This window comes from Nocardia sp. NPDC059154, from assembly GCF_042755705.1.
Classification (GTDB): Bacteria; Actinomycetota; Actinomycetes; order Mycobacteriales; family Mycobacteriaceae; genus Nocardia.
Genome location: NZ_JBHZCS010000019.1, coordinates 89,368 through 109,042, shown reverse-complemented (window position 1 = coordinate 109,042; position 19,675 = coordinate 89,368). Strand labels below are relative to the sequence as shown.

Annotated in this window: 20 protein-coding genes and 1 pseudogene; 13 read left to right on the top strand and 8 right to left on the bottom strand. The window is 69.0% G+C overall.

What is annotated here, in order from left to right; genetic code table 11:
* Positions 1-29: 29 nt before the first annotated feature.
* Both ACFXN1_RS18495 and ACFXN1_RS18490 read right to left on the bottom strand, forming a co-directional pair.
* Complete coding sequence (locus tag ACFXN1_RS18495; RefSeq protein WP_379438809.1) at positions 30-863, bottom strand: glutamate ABC transporter substrate-binding protein; 834 nt, start codon at positions 861-863, stop codon at positions 30-32.
* Positions 864-915: 52 nt separating this feature from the next.
* On the bottom strand, positions 916-1,644 hold the full coding sequence (locus tag ACFXN1_RS18490; protein WP_379398792.1) for an amino acid ABC transporter ATP-binding protein: 729 nt from the start codon (positions 1,642-1,644) through the stop codon (positions 916-918).
* 170 nt (positions 1,645-1,814) lie between these two features.
* On the opposite strand from ACFXN1_RS18490, the gene miaB reads away from it, so the two are divergent.
* Together miaB and ACFXN1_RS18480 are read left to right on the top strand one after the other, a co-directional pair.
* Entirely contained in the window at positions 1,815-3,461 is a 1,647-nt protein-coding gene (gene miaB / locus ACFXN1_RS18485) for a tRNA (N6-isopentenyl adenosine(37)-C2)-methylthiotransferase MiaB (protein WP_379438810.1), read from the top strand.
* Positions 3,462-3,777: 316 nt separating this feature from the next.
* Entirely contained in the window at positions 3,778-4,359 is a 582-nt protein-coding gene (locus ACFXN1_RS18480) for a hypothetical protein (protein WP_379398793.1), read from the top strand.
* Positions 4,360-4,428: 69 nt separating this feature from the next.
* Here ACFXN1_RS18480 and ACFXN1_RS18475 read toward each other — a convergent pair whose 3' ends face one another.
* Positions 4,429-5,835, bottom strand: coding sequence for an MFS transporter (locus ACFXN1_RS18475; RefSeq protein ID WP_379463636.1), 1,407 nt, complete (start codon positions 5,833-5,835; stop codon positions 4,429-4,431).
* A gap of 95 nt (positions 5,836-5,930) precedes the next feature.
* On the opposite strand from ACFXN1_RS18475, the gene ACFXN1_RS18470 reads away from it, so the two are divergent.
* On the top strand, positions 5,931-6,944 hold the full coding sequence (locus tag ACFXN1_RS18470) for a GlxA family transcriptional regulator (protein ID WP_379438811.1): 1,014 nt from the start codon (positions 5,931-5,933) through the stop codon (positions 6,942-6,944).
* Positions 6,945-7,163: 219 nt separating this feature from the next.
* On the opposite strand, the gene ACFXN1_RS18465 is transcribed toward ACFXN1_RS18470, so the two are convergent.
* Positions 7,164-8,609 (bottom strand): DUF349 domain-containing protein, encoded by a 1,446-nt coding sequence (locus ACFXN1_RS18465; RefSeq protein WP_379398704.1) that lies wholly within the window; start codon positions 8,607-8,609, stop codon positions 7,164-7,166.
* A 174-nt stretch (positions 8,610-8,783) separates the two neighbouring features.
* On the opposite strand from ACFXN1_RS18465, the gene ACFXN1_RS18460 reads away from it, so the two are divergent.
* The 4 genes from ACFXN1_RS18460 to dapF are packed head-to-tail and all read left to right on the top strand — an operon-like array spanning position 8,784 to position 12,239.
* Complete coding sequence (locus ACFXN1_RS18460) at positions 8,784-9,572, top strand: hypothetical protein (protein WP_379438812.1); 789 nt, start codon at positions 8,784-8,786, stop codon at positions 9,570-9,572.
* On the top strand, positions 9,569-10,501 hold the full coding sequence (gene miaA, locus ACFXN1_RS18455) for a tRNA (adenosine(37)-N6)-dimethylallyltransferase MiaA (protein WP_379398708.1): 933 nt from the start codon (positions 9,569-9,571) through the stop codon (positions 10,499-10,501). The genes ACFXN1_RS18460 and miaA overlap by 4 nt, the downstream gene beginning before the upstream one ends.
* Positions 10,498-11,313, top strand: a complete 816-nt coding sequence (locus tag ACFXN1_RS18450; RefSeq protein WP_379438813.1) for a TrmH family RNA methyltransferase — start codon at positions 10,498-10,500, stop codon at positions 11,311-11,313. The genes miaA and ACFXN1_RS18450 overlap by 4 nt, the downstream gene beginning before the upstream one ends.
* 5 nt (positions 11,314-11,318) lie before the next feature.
* Positions 11,319-12,239, top strand: coding sequence for a diaminopimelate epimerase (gene dapF / locus ACFXN1_RS18445; RefSeq protein WP_379438815.1), 921 nt, complete (start codon positions 11,319-11,321; stop codon positions 12,237-12,239).
* A gap of 8 nt (positions 12,240-12,247) precedes the next feature.
* Here the strand turns inward: dapF and ACFXN1_RS18440 are convergent, their stop codons facing one another.
* Positions 12,248-13,369 carry an alkene reductase gene (locus ACFXN1_RS18440; protein ID WP_379438816.1) on the bottom strand — a complete coding sequence of 374 codons (1,122 nt, stop codon included), beginning with the start codon at positions 13,367-13,369 and terminating at the stop codon, positions 12,248-12,250.
* A 60-nt stretch (positions 13,370-13,429) separates the two neighbouring features.
* Here ACFXN1_RS18440 and ACFXN1_RS18435 point away from each other — a divergent pair, with 60 nt between their 5' ends.
* The 4 genes from ACFXN1_RS18435 (at position 13,430) to ACFXN1_RS18420 (ending at position 16,840) form a co-directional block, all read left to right on the top strand.
* Positions 13,430-13,801, top strand: a complete 372-nt coding sequence (locus tag ACFXN1_RS18435; RefSeq protein ID WP_379438818.1) for a MerR family transcriptional regulator — start codon at positions 13,430-13,432, stop codon at positions 13,799-13,801.
* Between the two features lie 42 nt (positions 13,802-13,843).
* Entirely contained in the window at positions 13,844-15,352 is a 1,509-nt protein-coding gene (hflX, locus tag ACFXN1_RS18430; protein WP_379398715.1) for a GTPase HflX, read from the top strand.
* 403 nt (positions 15,353-15,755) lie between these two features.
* The gene (locus ACFXN1_RS18425) at positions 15,756-16,655 is read left to right on the top strand and encodes a DUF5753 domain-containing protein (RefSeq protein ID WP_379438819.1); all 900 of its coding nucleotides are present in this window, start codon (positions 15,756-15,758) and stop codon (positions 16,653-16,655) included.
* Positions 16,652-16,840, top strand: coding sequence for a DUF397 domain-containing protein (locus tag ACFXN1_RS18420; RefSeq protein WP_379438821.1), 189 nt, complete (start codon positions 16,652-16,654; stop codon positions 16,838-16,840). The genes ACFXN1_RS18425 and ACFXN1_RS18420 overlap by 4 nt, the downstream gene beginning before the upstream one ends.
* 20 nt (positions 16,841-16,860) lie before the next feature.
* Here the strand turns inward: ACFXN1_RS18420 and ACFXN1_RS18415 are convergent, their stop codons facing one another.
* A complete protein-coding gene (locus tag ACFXN1_RS18415; protein ID WP_379438822.1) occupies positions 16,861-17,349 on the bottom strand; it encodes a phosphatase PAP2 family protein in 489 nt (162 codons plus the stop codon).
* A gap of 243 nt (positions 17,350-17,592) precedes the next feature.
* Positions 17,593-17,859: pseudogene (locus ACFXN1_RS18410) on the bottom strand (Lrp/AsnC family transcriptional regulator); the annotation flags it as partial.
* Between the two features lie 67 nt (positions 17,860-17,926).
* Here ACFXN1_RS18410 and ACFXN1_RS18405 point away from each other — a divergent pair.
* On the top strand, positions 17,927-18,310 hold the full coding sequence (locus tag ACFXN1_RS18405) for a VOC family protein (RefSeq protein ID WP_379438823.1): 384 nt from the start codon (positions 17,927-17,929) through the stop codon (positions 18,308-18,310).
* A gap of 216 nt (positions 18,311-18,526) precedes the next feature.
* On the opposite strand, the gene ACFXN1_RS18400 is transcribed toward ACFXN1_RS18405, so the two are convergent.
* Positions 18,527-19,192 carry an NAD-dependent epimerase/dehydratase family protein gene (locus tag ACFXN1_RS18400; protein WP_379438824.1) on the bottom strand — a complete coding sequence of 222 codons (666 nt, stop codon included), beginning with the start codon at positions 19,190-19,192 and terminating at the stop codon, positions 18,527-18,529.
* A 122-nt stretch (positions 19,193-19,314) separates the two neighbouring features.
* On the opposite strand from ACFXN1_RS18400, the gene ACFXN1_RS18395 reads away from it, so the two are divergent.
* A complete protein-coding gene (locus ACFXN1_RS18395; RefSeq protein ID WP_379438826.1) occupies positions 19,315-19,668 on the top strand; it encodes a VOC family protein in 354 nt (117 codons plus the stop codon).
* Positions 19,669-19,675: the final 7 nt, after the last annotated feature.

The following is a 19,675-nucleotide window of genomic DNA, read 5'->3' as shown; positions in this document are numbered from 1 at the left end:
GACGTGAAATCACCTGGCGCGCCCGCGAATCAGTACCGGTCGACCTTGGGCGGCTCCGGGATCTGGAAGCCGGTGCTGCCGAATTCCTTCTCGAGCGCCACCTTCCACGCGCCGGAGGTGATCATGGCGTCGATGGCGTCGTTGATCTTGCCGCGCGATTCGGTGTCGCCCTTCTTCACGCCGATGCCGTAGTTCTCGACGGAGAAGGTCTTGCCGACCACCTTCAGCGCGCCCGGCGACTGCGCCGCGTAACCGCGCAGGATGATGTCATCGGTGGTGACCGCGTCCACCGCGCCCGACTTCAGCGCCTCCACGCACAGCGAGTAGGTGTCGTACTCCTGCAGCTGAACTTCCTTGGCGTACTTGTCCTTCACGTTCTGCGCCGGGGTGGAGCCCTTGACCGAGCACAGCTTCTTGTTGCCGGTCAGCGATTCCGGCCCGGTGACGTCGGTGTTGTCCGACCGCACCAGCAGCGACTGCCCGGTCACGAAGTACGGGCCCGCGAAGTCGACCTTCTGCTTGCGGGCGTCGGTGATGGAGTAGGTGGCGACGATGAAGTCGACCTGCCCGTTCTGGATCAGCGTCTCGCGCTGCGCCGACGGCGATTCCTTGAAGGTGATGTTCTCCGGCTTCACGCCCATCTTGTCGGCCACGTACTTGGCGACGTCGACGTCGAAACCGCTGTAGCTGCCGTCCTTGTTGAGCAGTCCCAGGCCCGGCTGGTCGAACTTGATGCCGATGGTGAGTTTGCCGTCGGCCGCGTGCTGGCTGGCGGTCTTGTTGCTGCCGCCGCCGCATGCGGTGACGGCGAGCGCCAGGGCAGCCACTCCGGCGGCGATCCGGATTGCGTGGTTGATCCTCATCGAACGTCCTGTTCTCTCGTGGAGTGCGGGAGTGTTCCCTAGTGGAGCGGAGTCAGTGGGAGAGGATCTTGCCCAGGAAGTCCCTGGCGCGATCCGATTTCGGTGCGGTGAAGAAGGATTCGGGCTCGGTGTCCTCGACGATCTGGCCGTCGGCCATGAACAGCACCCGATTGCCCGCGCGCCGCGCGAAGCCCATCTCGTGGGTGACGACGAGCATGGTCATGCCGTCCTTGGCCAGCCCGACCATGACCTCGAGCACCTCGGACACCATCTCCGGGTCGAGCGCGGAGGTCGGCTCGTCGAACAGCATCACCTTGGGGTTCATGGCCAGCGCCCGCGCGATGGCCACGCGCTGCTGCTGACCGCCCGACAGCTGCGCCGGATACTTGTCGGCCTGATTGGCGATGCCGACCCGGTCGAGCAGTTCCAGTGCCCGGGCGCGCGCCTGGGTCTTGTCGACGCGCCGCACCTTCACCGGCGCCAGCATCACGTTCTCGAGAATCGTCTTGTGCGCGAATAGATTGAACTGCTGGAACACCATCCCCACATCGGCGCGCAGCTTCGCGAGGGCCTTGCCCTCGTCGGGCAGTTTCACGCCGTCGACGGCGATCTCACCGGAGTCGATGGTCTCGAGCCGGTTGATGGTTCGGCACAGGGTCGACTTGCCGGAGCCGGAGGGCCCCACCACGATCACGACCTGCCCTTTGGGCACTTCGAGATTGATGTCACGCAACACGTGCAGCGAGCCGAAGTGCTTGTCCACATTCCGCATCGAGATCATCGGCGCGGGAGTGCTGATGGAATCGGCCACGTCGGTCATGACCAGTGACCCTAATCATGTCCTGCCCGAAATGCTCGTCTTTGCCAGGGCGGCTCGAACTGTGGCAGGACCCGACACCCCCGCGTAACCAGCGATTGATGCTGCTGAGACCACCATCGCCCGGTCGGACGATGATTCGCCGACAATTCCACGACCATCCGTCCGGGCGTACACCCGGCCGCCGCGATCCCCGGGTCACCCGGCACGGACGGGGTTTATGGCCTGCGCCGGGCACCTATTACCCTGGTTGGGTGAATTCCCCGGCCCGGACCTACGAGGTACGCACTTACGGCTGCCAGATGAACGTGCACGACTCCGAGCGCCTCTCGGGTCTGCTCGAGGACGCCGGTTACGTCAAGGCCGCGGCCGGTGATACCGCTGACCTGGTCGTCTTCAATACCTGCGCGGTGCGCGAGAACGCCGACAACAAGCTGTACGGCACCCTCGGACACCTCGCGCCCATCAAGGCCGACCGCCCGGGCATGCAGATCGCCGTCGGCGGCTGCCTGGCGCAGAAGGACCGCGACACCGTGGTCAAGAAGGCGCCCTGGGTGGATGTGGTGTTCGGGACCCACAACATCGGCTCGCTGCCGGTGCTGCTGGAGCGGGCCCGCCACAACGAGCAGGCTCAGGTCGAGATCATCGAATCGCTGGAGGCGTTCCCGTCGACGCTGCCCGCCAAGCGCGAGTCGGCGTACGCGGGCTGGGTGTCGATCTCGGTGGGCTGCAACAACACCTGCACGTTCTGCATCGTTCCGGCGTTGCGCGGCAAGGAGGTCGACCGGCGTCCGGGCGACGTGCTCGCCGAGGTGCAGGCGCTGGTCGAGCAGGGCGTGCTCGAGGTGACGCTGCTGGGTCAGAACGTCAACTCCTACGGCGTCTCCTTCGCCGATCCGGAGGAGCCGCGCGACCGTGGCGCCTTCGCGAAGCTGCTGCGCGCCACCGGAAATATCGAGGGTCTCGAGCGGGTGCGGTTCACCTCCCCGCACCCGGCCGAGTTCACCGACGACGTCATCGAGGCCATGGCCGAGACGCCGAATGTCTGCCCGCAGCTGCACATGCCGCTGCAGTCCGGTTCGGACCGCGTGCTCAAGGCCATGCGCCGCTCGTACCGCAGCGCCAAGTTCCTCGGCATCATCGAGAAGGTGCGCGCGGCCATGCCGCACGCCGCCATCACCACCGACATCATCGTCGGCTTCCCGGGCGAGACCGAGGAGGACTTCCAGGCCACCCTGGATGTGGTGCGGCAGGCGCGTTTCACCAGCGCCTTCACCTTCCAGTACTCCATCCGGCCCGGCACGCCCGCGGCGACCATGCCCGATCAGCTGCCGAAGGAGGTCGTGCAGGAACGGTACGACCGGCTCATCGCGCTGCAGGAGCAGATTTCGCTGGAGGGCAATCAGGCGCTGATCGGCTCGAGCGTCGAGCTGCTGGTCGCCGAGGGCGCGGGCAAGAAGAACGACAAGACCGCGCGCATGTCCGGTCGCGCCCGCGACGGCCGGCTCGTGCACTTCCGCCCGCCGGTGGATCCGGCTCCCGGCAACGAGATTCGGCCCGGCGATGTGATCACCGTCGATGTCACCGGTGCGGCACCGCACTACCTGATCGCCGACGGCGAGGTGCTGACGCACCGCCGCACCCGTGCCGGGGACGCGCACGAGCGTGGCGTCACCCCCAAGACCGCGCCGATCGGCGTCGGCCTGGGTCTGCCGAGCATCGGCGCGCCGGTCGTGGTGGAGACCGCGGCCGCGGGCTGCGGCCCGGCCTGCGGCGAGTAGTCCGGCCCGCGGCTACCTGGCCGGTCGGCGCCACCTCGGGCGGCGAATGGTGGGGTCGCTGTCAACTACACAGCGTCATAGGGCAGGATCGCTGGGGTACGTGCGAGGGATCGACCTGTCACGGGTACTCCTCGCACACCGCCTGACCACATCCCCGGCGCGGGAGCGCTAGCCGTCAGCAAGGATCTCGAGTGGTATGACCGAGCAGCAGCCCACCGGCCCGGACGAGCCTAGTGACCGGCCGGAGCATCCGGAAGACGAAGCAGCACAATCGGAACCGGCGTCGGAACCGACGCCCGAGGCGAACGAGGAGAGCATGCAGGCCGCCGAGAACAGTCAGGACTTCGAGCAGTTCCGCGCGGACCTCGAGGCCGTCGAACGCAAGATCGCCGGCGAGATCGACCCGGGCATGCGCGCCATGGTCGTGGCCGGTTCGGTGTTCGTGCTGCTCGCCTCGCTGGTGCTGCCGCACGCGGGCAAGACCCGCGGCTTCGACGTGCTGCTGTACGACACGGTCGCCCAGGCCGACCACATCGGCCTGCCCTCGCGGGTCTTCGTCTGGTTCGTCGTGGTGTTCGGCATCGGGTTCTCGGTGCTGGCGCTCATTACCCGCCGCTGGCTGCTGGCCTGGATCGCGGTCGCGGGGTCGGCCATCGGCAGCGTGTTCGGCGTGCTGTCCATCTGGCACCGCCAGACCCCGGGCCTCGGCAACTACCACGGTGCGGGCCCGGGCATCGGCCTGATCGTGGCCACCATCGCCATCGTCGTGCTGACCTTCCACTGGGTCCGGGTGGTGTGGGCGCGCACCTCCGTGCAGCTGGCCGCCGAGGAACAGCGCCGCCTGGCCGAGGCCAAGGCCGAGGAACAGCAGCGCCGCCGGCTCTTCGGCGAGGACTGAGCAATCGATCCGGGCCCGGTGGCAACCGAATGCGGTTGCCACCGGGCCTTTTTCGTACCGCGGGCGAGGTCAGGCGGCGGCGCGGTCGGGGCGGTAGGCGAGGCCGGCGACCATGGCCGCCAGGCCCGCCGCCACCATGTACAGCCAGCCCGCGCGGAACTCGGTCATGGTGCGGTGGGCGGCGTCGCCGAGGATGGCGGTCAGAATGGCGACGCCGAGGGCGGAACTGGTCTGGCGGGCCATCATCAGGGTCCCGGAGCCGAGCGAGATCTGGTCGGCGGGCAGCAGGGTCGAGGCGCCGAACAGCGGCGGTTGCAGCAGCGCGGTGCTGGCCCCGGCCAGGATCGCGCCCGGAACCATCACCACCGCATAGGAATTCGAGAAGCCGCTGGCCAGCACCCACCAGGCGCAGCCCAGTGCGATGGCCGCCCCGCCCAGCGCCGCCGAGGCGCGCGCCCCGACCAGCGCGACGAAGCGGCCGGACAGCGGCGACAGCAGCAGGCAGCTGATCGGCATGGCCGCCACGCCCAGGCTGGCACGCAGGGTCGAATACCGCCATTCCTCGGTCATGAACAGCGTCGCCTCCAGGACCATGGCGGCGAAGGCCAGGTAGTAGCAGAAGACGCCGAGGGTGGCGGTGCGGAACAGGCGGTGCCGCAACACGATCGGGCTCACCACCGGGTCCGGGTGGCGGCGGACGTGGCCGACGAACAGGGCCGTCAGGGCGATACCGGCGACCAGGCAGCCCAGGGTGCCCGGGGCGGTGTAGCCCCAGTCGGTGGCCTGCACGAACACCGTGGTGAAGGCGGCGGTGGCCCCGAGGATCAGCGCCGCGCCCAGCAGGTCCAGCCGCCGGTTGGCGCGCTGCTGGATATCGGGCAGCACGCGCAGCCCGAAGGCGAAGGCCACCACCGTGAACGGCACGTTCAGCAGGAAGATCCAGCGCCAGCCGGCCTGCAGCAGCAGTCCGCCGATGACCGGGCCGCTCGCGCCGCCCGCCGCGGCGATCGCGGTCCAGATGCCCATGACCGTGGCGTGCTCGCGCTTCGGGAACACCGGCAGCACCAGGCCGAGCCCGGTCGGGATGAGCAGGGCCGCGGCCGCCGCCTGCAGCACGCGGGCCACGATCAGGACGGCCAGGTTCGGAGCAAGGCCGCAGGCGATGGACGCCAGCCCGAAAAGCGCTATGCCGAGCAGGAATCCGCGTTTGCGACCGGTGTCGTCGGCGAACCGGCCGGCCGGAACCAGCAGGGCGGCCATGACGATGGTGTACGCGTTCAACGTCCACGACACCGCGCCGGTCGAGGCGTGCCCGAAGGACTGCTGCAGCGCCGGGAAGGCGACGATGACCGCGAACAGATCCAGGATGGCCAGATACTGGGCGATCGCGGCAATCGCCAGCACCCGCCATCGGCGCGGGTCGGGAGCCGTATCCGGTTGGGGGAGTGCGGTTGTGGCGTCGGTCGTCGTGGTCATGTCTTCGACTATGCGAAGCGGCGGCACGATCCACGAGTGGCAGGAATGCCACACTGCGCTAGATTTCTGACACGCTGCGGCGTTAGATTCGAGTCATGGAATCGACCGGTCCCGGAACCCTGGCCGTCGCCGTCGCGCCCGGCATGCCGATCTTCGAGGTGGCCATCCCGTACCAGGTCTTCTACGAGCCGCCCCTCGGCGTCGACCCCGCCGCCTGGTACGACTTCCAGCTCTGCGGCCCGCGCGACACCCGGCACGCCACGCTGCGAGATCCCTTCGTGGCCTTGACCGATCACGACTACGACGACCTGATCCGCGCCGACACCGTGATCGTCCCGTCCACCCCGAACGTCCGCGAGGACCCGCCCGCCGACCTGGTCGAGGCGGTCCGCGCCGCCTACCAGCGCGGCGCCCGCATCGCCTCGCTGTGCACCGGCGCCTTCGTGCTGGCCGCCGCGGACCTGCTCGACGGCCGCCGCATGACCACCCACTGGCGGCACATCGCCGCCCTGCGCGAGCGCCACCCCCACCTCGACATCGACCCCGGCGTCCTCTACATCGACGACGGCCGCATCCTCACCAGCGCCGGCACCATGGCCGGCATGGACCTGTGCATCCACCTGATCCGCAAGGACCTCGGCTCCCAGGCCGCCAATGCCGCCGCCCGCTATCTGGTCGTGTCCCCACACCGCGCCGGCGGCCAGGCCCAATACCTGCAGTCCCCGGTCCCCGCCCAGCCCACCGACACCGGCCTCGCCGCCACCCTCGAATGGGCCCTCACCAATCTCGAACATCCGCTGACCGTCGCGGACCTCGCCGGCCATGCCAACCTCAGCGAGCGCACCCTGGCCCGCCGTTTCCACGCCGAACTCGGCGGCACCCCGCTCCAGTGGCTGCTCACCCAACGCCTGATCCGAGCCCGCGAACTCCTCGAACTCACCGACCTCCCCGTCGACGTCGTCGCCGCCCGCTGCGGTCTCGGCACCGCCGCCAACCTCCGTGCCCACTTCAACCGCGAAGTAGGCCTCCCCCCGAGCGAATACCGCCGCTCCCACCGCCCCACCCGCCACGAGATCATCACCGAACCCGCCCCGGCCCAGCTCAACTGAAGCCCCGGCCGAGGATGGCTGTGCCACCACACCAACCATGGTCGGCCACAACCAGATTCGGCATCGGGGGGGTCAGGGCCGGTCGACCCGACCGGCCATGCCGGTGGTCACCAGGTGCGCGATCAGCTCTTCGCGACTCGGTGCCATGCACCGAGCCTGATCACGACCGCGTGCCCGGGATGCTGATCGCCTGGGCGACAAGGGAACCCAGGCGACAGCTCAGCGCTGGCTGACCGCGCCCTCGGCGGCCTCGGCCCACTCGCGCCACTGCTTCGCCTGTTCGAGGGCCTTCTCGGCGTCGCGGGTCTTGCCGGCGGCCTGGGCCTTGGCGGCCTGCTCCTCGAACTGGGCGACACGCTCGCGGAACTGGGCGGCGCGGGCCATGGCCTCGGGGTCGGTGCGACGCCACTGGGCGTCGACGGCCTCGCGGACCTTCCTCTCGATGGCGCGCAGGCGCGATTCGAGATCGTGCATGCGCTCGCGCGGGACCTTGCCGATGGCGTCCCACTTCTCCTGCAGCTCGCGCAGGGCGCTGCGGGCGGCGTCCAGGTCGGCATCGGGGTTGATGTGCTCGTAGGCGTGCAGCAGCGCTTCCTTGGCGGACGCGTTCTCCTCGAACTCGTGGTCGCGTTCGCTGGCGGCGGCATTGCGGGCGGCGAAGAAGACGTCCTGCGCGGCCTTGAACCGACGCCACAGCTGCTCGTCGGCCTCGCGCGGGGCGCGGCCTGCGGCCTTCCACTCGGTCAGCAGGTCGCGGAAGACGGCCGCGGTGCCGGACCAGTCGGTCGAACCCGACAGCTCCTCGGCGCGGACACAGAGCTCTTCCTTGCGGCCCTTGGCGGCGGCACGCTCCCGGTCGAGTTCGGCGAAGTGAGCGCCGCGGCGGCGGTTGAAGGCCTCGCGGGCCTTGGAGAAGCGCCGCCACAGCGCGTCGTCGACCTTGCGGTCCACGCCGCGGATGGTCTTCCACTCGTCCAGGATCTCCCGCAGCCGGTCACCGGCGACCTTCCACTGGGTGGAGTCGTTGGCGATCTGCTCGGCCTCGGCGGCCAGGGCTTCTTTGCGCTCGGTTTGCTCGTGCCGGGTGCGTTCCTTCTCCTCCTTGGCGTGCGCGGCCGCCTCGTCGGAGTGTTCGATGATGGCCTGCAGCCGGGCCGTCAACCCATCGATATCGCCGATGACCGCGGCCGTTGGCAACGTTTCGGCAATCGCGGTGGCGGCGGTCTTGGTCTTGCGGGCATCGGTGCCGGCGGCGAGCCGGGCCTCGAGCAAGGCGACCTCGGTGGCCAGATCGTCGTAGCGGCGGCCGAAGTGGGCCAGACCCTCGGCGGCGTCACCCGCCTGCCAGGAGCCGATGACACGTTCGCCGTCGGCGGTCTTCACCCAGGCGGTGCCGTCGTCGTCGACCCGTCCCCACTGGCTGGGGTCGCTCACGCTCGGTACGACGACCGGATGCGGATGGTGTGCCGCCGCACCGGGCGCGGGCTTGACGGCATGGGGTTTGGGGGATTCGGGTTTGCGGCGCGGGCCCCCAGGACGGGGTGCGGTGGCGGCCGCCGGTGATGGCTTGGCGCCCTCGCTCGGGGTGGGCATCGGCGCGCCGGGCTTGGGCGTCGGGGTCGACTCCGGGTGGGTAGCCTTCTCGTTTCCGTTGTTGTCGGTCATTGCTCCTCGTCCCTGCCGCGCGTCACGGCTGCCTGGTTACGCCCTAGCTCATCGGTCTAGCTCATCCCATTCAACCAGGCTGAGATGGGAAATGCTGTCTTTGAGCCCGCTTCGGCGGCGCGGCGATCGGTGGGGGTGGGGCTGGTGAGGTGCGTTAGCGCTACGGTTGTCGGCGTGTTCTGTGTTGCGTCACTGGTCCCTTCGCCGCCCGTGCTGGTGCCCGAACTCGGGGGCGCGGCCGGTGCGTCGGCCGAAGGAACGGTCGCGGAGCTGCGAGCTGCGGTGTTGCGGGCCGCGGGGGAGTTGGCGGCCCGCGCGTCGCGGTGGATCGTGGTCGGCGTGGCGGAGGCGGAGGAGGGTTCCGCCAGCGGCGATTCCGGCCGCGTGATCGGTTCCGATGCGGTGGGCACATTCCGGGGATACGGGGTGGACCTGCGTGTCGGTTTGTCTGGGGTGGTTGCCGAGCGTGTCGCGGACCCGATGCTGCCGCTGCCGGCCTTGATCGCGGGCTGGCTGCGCGAGCAGGTCGCGCCGGAAGTCACGGCCGAATGCCGTCTGATCTCGGCCGATGCCTCCGCGGACGAGAGCCTGACCTTCGGCCGGCAGCTGCGGGCCGACCTCGACGCCGAACCGGAACCGATCGCCGTGCTGGTCGTCGGCGACGGCGCGGCAACCCTGTCGCTCAAGGCCCCCCGCTATCTGGACGAGCGCGCCGCGGGCGTGCAGGAGGCCATCGACCGGGCGCTGAGCGCGGGGGACCGGCAGGCCCTGGCCGCCCTGGACACGCGCCTGTGCGCCGAGATCGAGGCGCAGGGCCGTCCCGCCTACCAGGTGCTGGCCGGGCTGTTCGCCACCGATCCCGCCGACCCCGGCGTCGAAACCCTCTACGCCGCAGCCCCGTTCGGCGTCGCCTACCATGTCAGCGTGTGGCGTCCGCGTGAACGCGGCGGAGCTGCCACATGACCCGGCCCATCGCCGTGGTCGGCCCCACCGCCACCGGGAAATCCGATCTGGCCCTGGATCTGGCGCAGCGGCTCGACGGCGAGATCGTCAATATCGACGCCATGCAGCTCTACCGCGGCATGGACATCGGCACCGCCAAACTGCCGGTGTCCGAACGCCGCGGCATCCCGCACCACCAGCTCGACGTCCTCGACATCACCGAAACCGCCACCGTCGCCTCGTATCAGGCGGCGGCCCGCGCCGATGTGGAGGCCATCATGGCGCGCGGGCGCACCCCGGTCATCGTCGGCGGCTCCATGATGTATGTCCAAGCGCTGCTGGACGATTGGGATTTCCCGGCCACCGACCCGGAGATCCGCGCCAAATGGGAAGCGGTGCTGGCCGATCGCGGCACCGTCGCCGTGCACGAGGCATTGAAGCGGGCCGATCCGGTGGCCGCGCAGACCATCCTGCCCACCGACGGCCGCCGCATGGTGCGCGCGCTGGAGGTGGTGGAGCTGACCGGTGAGCCGTTCGCCGCCTCGGCGCCCCAGATCGGTGAACCACGGTGGGGGACGGTCATTATCGGCGTCGATCGCGACACGGCCGAATTGGATGCCCGCATCGAGGTGCGCACCGCGACCATGTTCGAGTCCGGTCTCGTCGCGGAGGTCGAGGGCCTCATCGCGCTGGGCCTGCGCCACGGCCAAACCGCCCGGCGCGCCATCGGTTACGCGCAAGTCCTCGATTTCCTGGACAACGAATACGAGCTGAACGAAGCTCAGGAGCGCACCTTCATCGGCACCCGGCGCTATGTCCGGCGACAACGTTCGTGGTTCCGTCGAGACCAGCGGGTGCGATGGGTGGACGGCGCGGATCCCGCCTTGGCGGACACCGCGCTGGCCCTCGTCAACTCCTCACCGATGAGGGACGAACAGGAACCCCAGTGACGCGTCGCGCGAACACTCGCACCGCGGCGGTTCAGGTGTGGCAGGCCTACCTGACCACCCGTGCCGCCCGGATCCGGGACAATCGATTCCTGGTGCAGGGTATGCGGCCCATCAGCCGCGCCCTCGAATGCCGTTGGCCGCTGGAGACTCTCGTGTACCGGCTACCCGAGCCGTCGCCGTGGGCGCGGCAGGTGCTCGATTCCAGCGGCGTGCCCAGTGTCGGGCTGGTGCCGGAGGTGATGGCCGGGCTGGCCGAGCCCGGTGAGCCGTCGCCGGAACTGGTGGCGGTGGCGGTGGCCCAGCGGCCCGAGCTGGAGGATTTCGCGCCGGGCACGCCGGAGGATCCGGCCACCGTGGTGGTCATCGACCGGCCCGCGTCGGCGATCCGGCTGGGGGCGCTCATCCGTTCGGCGGCGGCATTCGGGGTGGGCGGGGTGATCGTGACCGGTTCCGGCGTGGACCACTACGACCCGCAGAGCGTGCGCGCCTCCGCCGGCGCGCTCTTCGCCGTCCCCGTGCTGCGCGCCTCGGGTCCGGCGCAGGTGGGCGCGTTCCGGGACCGGCAGCGGGCCCGCGGCGTCGCCACCCGTATCGTCGGCAGTGACGACCACGGCGGCCTGGCCCTCGACGACGCCGAGTTCGACGGCGGCACCGTCCTGGTCCTGGGTGACGAGAGCGAATCGCTCGCCCCCGCCTGGCGGCAGGTGTGCGACGAGCTGATCTGCATCCCGACCGACGGCACCCTCGGTGCGCCCGCGGCGGCCGCGGTGGCCCTCTACGAAATATCCCGGCAGCGCCGGGCGCTACGGTGAGGACTATGACGAGCGAGAACAGCGCCGCTGACATCGAATTCAGCAAGGGCCACGGCACCCAGAACGATTTCGTGGTGCTGCCCGACCCGGACGCGTGGCTGGAGCTCACGCCGTCCCGGGTCGCCGCGCTGTGCGACCGGCAGCGCGGGCTCGGCGCGGACGGGGTGCTGCGGGTCGCGCGCGCGGGCGCGCTGATCGAAACCGGTGTGCTGGCCGGGCTGCCCGAGGGCGTCAGCGCCGGGGACTGGTTCATGGACTACCGCAATGCGGACGGATCCATCGCAGAGATGTGCGGCAACGGGGTGCGCGTGTTCGCGCATTACCTGGTCGCGACCGGGATGGAGAAGAGCGCGGAATTCGTGGTCGGTTCGCGCGCGGGCGCGCGGCCGGTGGTGGTGCACCATGCCGATCCCGTGCACGGCGAGGTGACCGTGGCCATGGGCCGGGTGAAGACGCTCGGCGTCTCGACCGCGACGGTGAGCGGACGCGAATTCACGGGCCTCGGCATCGATGTCGGCAATCCGCACCTGGCCTGCGTGGACCCGGAGCTGACCACGGCTTCGCTCGCCGAACTGAACCTCGAGCAGCTGCCGGGCTTCGACCACACCCTGTTCCCGAACGGCGTGAACGTCGAGATCCTCACCGCGCTGGCCGTGGGCTCGGACGGTGAGCGGGGCGTCGACATGCGCGTCTACGAGCGCGGCGTCGGCGAAACCCGCTCCTGCGGAACGGGAACCGTGGCCGCGGCGGCCGCCGCCCTGGCCCGCGACGGCTTCGACCTGGCCTCCGATGTCGGGCATGTGAAGGTCCGCATTCCCGGCGGCGTGGTGACCGTCGGCATCGAGAACGGGGCGGCCTGGCTGCGCGGCCCGTCGGAGCTGGTGGCGACGGGCCGCATCGCGGCCAAGTGGTGGCAGGACGCCTGACCCGCTGATCACGCCGCAGTGGTGCCGAGCGCCGCGTCGGCGGCGGATTCGAGTGCCGGATAGTCGGTGTAGCCCGCTGCGCCGCCGACATACATCAGGTGTGCGTCGCGCACCGGGTTCAGCGGCGCACCGATCCGCAGGCGGTCCACCAGATCCGGGTTGGCCAGGAACGACCGGCCCAGTGACACCAGGTCCGCGCCCGCCGCCAGCAGCGCGCGGGCCGCGGCGGCGCCGCCGTCGGCGGGCAGCGGGATGCCCCAGCCGAGGTTCGGATTGGCGATCAGCGTGGTCGGCCACAGGCTCCGAATCTGCTGGAAGAGCGCGTTTTCCGGGTCCGCGAACACCACGTGCAGGTAGGCCGGATGGCGCTGCGCCAGCGCCGCGACCAGTGCCGGGTACAGCTCGTCGGTATCGGTTTCGGCGATGCCGTTGACGGTGATGCCGGGTGCGATCCGCACCCCGACCCGCTCCGCGCCGATGGCCGCGATCACCGCGTCCACCACCTCGAGGGTGAACCGGATCCGGTTCTCGATCGAGCCGCCGTAGGCGTCGGTGCGGTGATTGGTATTGCCCGACAGGAACTGGTGCAGCAGGTAGCCGTTGGCGCTGTGGATCTCGACGCCCTCGAATCCGGCGGCCACCGCCTTGCGGGCGGCCGTCGCGAAATCGGCGATGGTGTGCTGGATTTCGTCATCGGTGAGCTCGTGCGGAGTCACCGCCTCCTGCTGGCCGGACGGTGTGTGGATGGTCTCCGGCAGTGGGATGGGCGAGGGTGCGACCGGGGTCAGTCCGCTGTTGTCCGGGTGCCCGACCCGCCCGCCGTGCTGGAGTTGCAGGAACATCCGCCCGCCCGCGGCCCGCACCGAGTCGGTGACGCGCCGCCAGCCGGCGAGGTGCGAATCGGTGTAGAGGGCAGGGATGTTCGGGTAGGTCAGCCCGGCCGGGTTCGGGGTGGCCGCCTCGGCGATGATCAGTCCCGCTCCCGCGCGCTGCGTGTAGTAGGTCGCCATGAGCTCGGTGGGGGTCCCGTCGGCGGCGGCGCGATTGCGGGTCATAGGGGCCATGACCAGCCGGTTCGGGAGTTCCAGCCGGCCGATCCGGCCCGTGTCGAAGAGGTCCGTGTTCGTCATGCCCGTAAGGTAGAACCTGACATTGATGTGAGGTGCAAGCCTCGGAATCCGGAGTGCCGCATGCGAATCGGTGAGCTGGCCAGACGCACCGGCGTGAGCGAACGATCGCTGCGCTACTACGAGGAGCAGGGCCTGCTCGTCGCCGCCCGCACCCCCGGTGGCCAGCGCGACTATCCGGACCTCGCCGTCGACCGCGTCATCCACATCCAGGAACTCTTCGCCGCCGGCCTCAACAGCAAGAAGATCTTCGAGATCCTGCCCTGCATGCGTGACACCGACGGCGGCGCCAACGAGCAAGCCACGCCCGAGCTCGTCGACGAGTTGGTTGCCGAACGCGACCGCATCGACCGCACCATCGCCGACCTCCTGCGCTCCCGCGAAGTCCTCGACGATGTCATCTCGCGAGCCGGGGAACGCTTCGCCGCGAAATAACCGAATGCGGTCGTTCGTTGAGACGTGGGAACATGGAGGTGTATGAGTAAGCCAGAAACGTATGAGTTCACTCCCGCCGAAGACCTCGACGAGGAGATCAACGACGCCACCGAGACCGGCCGCAACGGCTGGTCGGCCGCGCCGACGGTAGGTGAACTGCAGCTCGAGGACCGCAGCGCCCTGCGCCGTGTCGCGGGTCTGTCCACCGAACTCACCGACGTCACCGAGGTCGAGTACCGGCAGCTGCGCCTGGAGCGCGTGGTGCTGGTCGGCGTCTGGACCGAGGGCACGGCCACGCAGGCCGAGGCGAGCATGGCCGAACTGGCCGCGTTGGCCGAGACCGCGGGTTCGGAGGTGCTCGACGCGATGATCCAGCGTCGCGACCGTCCCGACAAGTCCACCTATATCGGCTCCGGCAAGGCCGAGGAGCTACGCGCCATCGTTCTCGAGTCCGGCGCCGACACCGTCATCTGCGATGGTGAACTGACCCCCGCGCAGCTGACCGCGCTGGAGAAGGTCGTGAAGGTGAAGGTCATCGACCGCACCGCGCTGATCCTGGACATCTTCGCCCAGCACGCGACCTCGCGCGAAGGCAAGGCGCAGGTCTCGCTCGCGCAGATGGAGTACATGCTGCCGCGGCTGCGCGGCTGGGGTGAGTCCATGTCCCGGCAGGCCGGTGGTCGCGCCGGCAGCAATGGCGGTGTGGGTCTGCGTGGTCCCGGTGAGACCAAGATCGAGACCGACCGTCGCCGCATTCGTGAGCGAATGGCCAAGCTGCGCCGCGAGATTCGCGAGATGAAGACCGCCCGTGACACCAAGCGCGCCAAGCGTTCGGAGAGCGGTATCCCGCAGGTGGCCATTGTCGGTTACACCAACGCGGGCAAGTCGTCGCTGATGAACGCGCTGACCGATGCTGGAATCCTGGTGCAGGACGCGCTGTTCGCCACCCTGGATCCGACCACCCGCCGCGCCGCCCTGGAGGACGGCCGCGAAGTGGTGTTCACCGACACCGTCGGTTTCGTGCGCCACCTGCCCACCCAGCTGGTCGAGGCGTTCCGGTCCACCCTGGAAGAGGTGACGGGCGCCGACCTGCTGCTGCACGTGGTCGACGGCTCCGACCCGCTGCCGGATCAGCAGATCAAGGCGGTCCGCGAGGTCATCACCGACGTGCTGCGCGAGTCCAAGCTGCCCGCGCCGCCGGAGTTCCTGGTGGTCAACAAGATCGACGCGCTCGATCCGCTGGAGCTGACCCAGCTGCGCGGCTGGCTGCCGGACGCGGCCTTCGTCTCGGCCCGCACCGGCGAGGGTCTCGACCAGCTCCGCGATCTCCTGGGCCAGATCCTCGGCGGCCTGGATGTCGAGGTCAGCGTCCTGCTGCCGTACACCCGCGGCGACCTGCTCGCCCGCATCCACGCCGACGGCAAGATCCTCAGCTCCGAACACCAGGAGTCCGGCACCCGGGTCCACGCCCGCGTCCCGGATGCTCTCGCCGGCCAGTTGACCGAGTTCGCCCACGCGGGCGGCTCGCTCAACGGCTCGCAACCCTCCTGACCCGCCCGGCCGGAGGTATCCGACTACCTCCGGCTGTGGCGTGTCCGGCGTCATCGCTGGGGCTCAGCTCCTCGCCTGTCGCCGCTCCGCACGGTGCCGCCCCGCCCGTGCGCGGCGAGCGGCGGAACTCCTGATGTCTTCGACGAGGCATGCGGCGAGCAATATTCCGCCCAAAACGGTCATCAGCGACAAAACCCAAGCATCCCAAGGCATTACGACTCCCACTGTTTCTTCGGATTGCGAATGAACCTGCGGTCGAATCTGATTTGCTGAACGCTCTGTGATAAGTAGACATCCAAACGCGTTGCCGGAGTGAGTCCCTCGCGGACATTTCACGAAATACGATGAAAGTCCGTCTCGGCGGTGTCCGTGGCGGACATTTCCCTGATAGCGAGGCTAGGAAATGACTGAATTGACGGTCTCTCGCATGGATTTCGGGAACTTCATGCGCGGAGTACGTGAAGACGCACATCAGACGCTCCTCGCCGCCGCGGCGGGCCTCGAGGTGTCCCGGCAGGTCATCATGCGAATGGAGGAGGGGAGTCCCACCAAACTCACCGGGCCGCTGATCAAACTTCTGCTCGCCAACTACGGGGCGTCGGCAGAGGTTCGTGACGAGGCGCTCCGGCTGTGGTCCGAGCTCGCCGAACAGGACAAAATGGCCAAAGCGCAAGGGAACTCGAAGGGCTTCTGGAAGGCCTACACCGATCAGGTTGCCCCGGCTTTTCCCCGATTCCTCCGCCTGGAGGGAGCGGCGAATCGAGTCCTCGTCCATCAGCCGGTCATCGTGCCCGGCCTCCTGCAAACTCCCGACTACCGGCGCGCGATCATCCGGATCGACGAACCGGATCTGTCGGCCGTGAATGTCGAACGCCTGCTGGAACTCACCGCGCGCCGGCAAGTTCGCCTGAGCGAGCCCGGCTTTCGTCTCGACGCGCTGATCTCCGAGGCCGTTCTGCGTCACTGCCCGGCCACTCCGGCGGCAATGGCGGCCCAGTTGCGCTGGCTCGCCGAGATCGGCGAACGGGAGAACATCAGCATTCGCGCCATCCCATGGTCGGCCGGCCCGCACCGCGGCCTCACGATCCAGCCCTTCACCCTGCTCGAATTCCCGCATGGTTCGAGCGGAACCGCCTTGCCCACAGTCGTTTTCGTCGAGGGCGCGATCGGCAGTCTCTACCACGAACGTGCCACGGAGATCGACCGATATCGGCGCGCGGTCGCGTCCATGCGGGCGGTAGCGTTGTCGGAGACGGACACCAGAGCGCTGGTGCTCGGACTCGCGAAGGAGTACGCGCTGTGACGAAACTCCCGCCGACCGGCACGTGGTACAAGTCGAGCAGGTCGGATGCCGCCAAACAGTGCGTCGAGGTTTTTCTCGGCGATGGGAAGGTGGGCGTCCGCGACTCGAAGGCTGTAGGCCCGGAACTCTGGTTCCCGGAGGAGGCTTGGCGGTCCTTCATCGACAGCCGGGTGTGGCATCTCTGATATCCGCAGGCCGGACGGGCTCAGGTCCTGGCCGAAGCGTCCTGCCCGCCGTCTACGCGGACATTCGATGCGGCGACTCGTGCCAGGCTCACGACAACTCCGGCGACTCCGGCCCCCACACCCCAACCGGCCACCACGTCGGTCGCCCAGTGCGCCCCCAGATAAACCATCGCGACGCCGATCGATACCAGCCACGCGGCAAGCAGTCCCGCGACCCAGCGCCGCCGTTCCGCCGGCCAGGGCAGCACCAGATACGCGGCGACCGCGACAGCCGTCGTCATCGCAGCCAAGGTCGACGGCATCGAAAACGCACCAACCTGAACAACCGTGAGTTCCCCCGACGGACGCCCCCGCTGGATCATCTGCTTCAGCGTCCTGGCCGCCGCCTGCGCCGCCACCACCGACACGCCGACCGTAATCCCTTGCCACCACCAGCGTTTCATGACCACAACCGCCAGCCCTGCCACGCCGACCGCAACCACGCCCGCGCCGCTCATCCCGGCATCCATGACCCACCGTGCCACCGTCTCAGCACCGGCGTCCGGTGCTGAGAAAGCCACTGCTGAATTTCCAAATCGACACCTACCACGCACGTCCTCCGCTGCCCCGCAACCACTGACGCCCGAGATCAGCACGACGAACACCCGTCCACCGCACTGCCCAGCGCGACTGGACAAGCATCCACTCTTGCTGATTACCAGTCTCGAACGGTCTGCGTTCCAGACTCGGCCACTTCTTGGTTCGGGTGCGGATCAGGGTGGACGGGCGGCGGTCACCGCGGCCCAGGTGATGTCGTCGCGGGCCGCCAGTGCGGTGGCCAGGGATTCGGAGGCGTCGGGACGGCTGCGGACGCGGACCTGCCAGAATTGATGTGCGGCCGCCATCGGGTCGACCATGCCGAAGATGCGCAAGGCTCCCGCCCGGCGGAGGCGGCGGTAGCGGCGGGTCGCGGTGCGCTCGTGCATGCCGAGCGTGGCGCCGAGCTTCGCGAAGCCGGCTCGGGGCGCGAGTTGCAGGGCGCGGACGAGGGCGTCGACTCAGATGAACCGGGAACCCAACCGGCACAACACGATCAGGAGAAGCACTGTGAGTGTTCACCTCAACCACACCATCGTCCGCTGCTCGGACAAGCAGGTCTCATCCCACTTCTACACCGACATCCTCGGCCTCCCGGCCCCCGTCGTCGCCGGACCGTTCCTCATGGTCGTCCTGGACAACGGCGTCTCCCTCGACTTCGCCGACGGCGGCGGCACCCCGCACCCCCAGCACTACGCCTTCCTGGTCTCCGAGCCAGAGTTCGACGCCATCCACGCCCGCATCAAGGACCGCGGCCTCACCTGGTGGGCCGACCCCCACCACACCCTCGAGGGTGAGATCAACACCAATGACGGTGGGCGCGGCCTCTATTGGAACGACCCCGACGGCCACGGACTGGAGATCATCACGGTGCCCTACGGCGGCTACCGCTGACGACCGGTCATATGTGGCGCTGCCGACCGGGCCCTCGGGCCTACCGCCCGTCGGCAGCGCGGTCGGCACGCACGACGAATGGCGCACCGTGACCACGGAGTGCAACGGCTGATCTGGCACACCGCCGCCGGTGACATGGCGGCGGTCAGTTCGAGGGCCTCGTTGACCGCCGAAGTCGTGGCGTCGCGCGGCAACCGGCCGGAGCGGACGGCCTCGCTACTGCGCGGCTCGTGCGGAGATCTGCCGGGGCGTGAGGACGTGGCTGTCCGCTCCGGAGGCTGCGATGGTGATCATGGCGCGACCGATTTCGCGATTGTCGTTGAATGCGTTCGGGGCCAGCCGCTTCAGCAGCGGGATCAGTGGGCCGGTGACCGCGTACGCGGCGCGGTACAGCGGGGTCTTGGAGATCACGCCGTCCATGGGCTGGACGAATCCGGGGCGGAACATGTACGCCTGGAAGGGAAGTGCGAGGAGGTCGTTCTCGGTTTTTCCCTTCACTCGCGCCCACATCGAGCGGCCCTTCTCGCTGCTGTCGGTGCCCTGGCCGGAGACGTAGATGAACGTGAGCTTCGGGTTCGCGGCCGCCAGCGTGCGACCGACCTTCAGGGTCAGGTCGTAGGTGATCCGGCGGTAGTCCTCCTCTTTCATGCCGACGGAGGAAACACCGAGGCAGAAGAAGCAGGCGTCGAACTCCGGCAGCTCGCCGGCGATCGCGGAGAGATCGGTCGGGTCGGGCTGGACCAGCTCGCGCAGCTTGGGGTTCTCGACACCGAGCGAGCTGCGCCCGACCGCGAGGACCTGCTCGACCCGCTCGTCCCGCAGGCACTCGTTGAGAACCCCGTGCCCGATCATGCCGGTCGCTCCGAAGAGGATCACCTTCATGCCAGGCATCTTGCCCCAGCGGCGAGTGAATCGTGTGGACGTGCCACCAACGGTTGATGAGGCGGGACGTGTAGGGCGCGTTGCCAGGGGTGGCCGGTGGTCTGGCCTGGCAGGATGGCGGCATGGAACGGGTGGTTGGGATTGGCGGGTACTTTCTGCGGGCTGCCGACCCGGCGGGTTTGGGTGCTTGGTATCGGGATTGCCTCGGGCTGGACGCCGATGAGAATGGGGTGTGGAGGCAGGAGGCCGGGGTGACCGTGTTCGCGACCTTCGAGTCGGGGACAGAGTATTTCGGGGATCGCGGGCAGCGGACGATGCTGAATTTCCGGGTTCGGGATCTGGATGCGATGCTCGCGCAATTGCGGGAGAAGGGGGCGGAGGTGGCCGAGGAAACGCAGGATATGGCGGGGGTCGGGCGGTTCGGCTGGGTGACCGATCCGGAGGGGAATCGGATCGAGCTCTGGCAGCCTGTCTGAACATCGG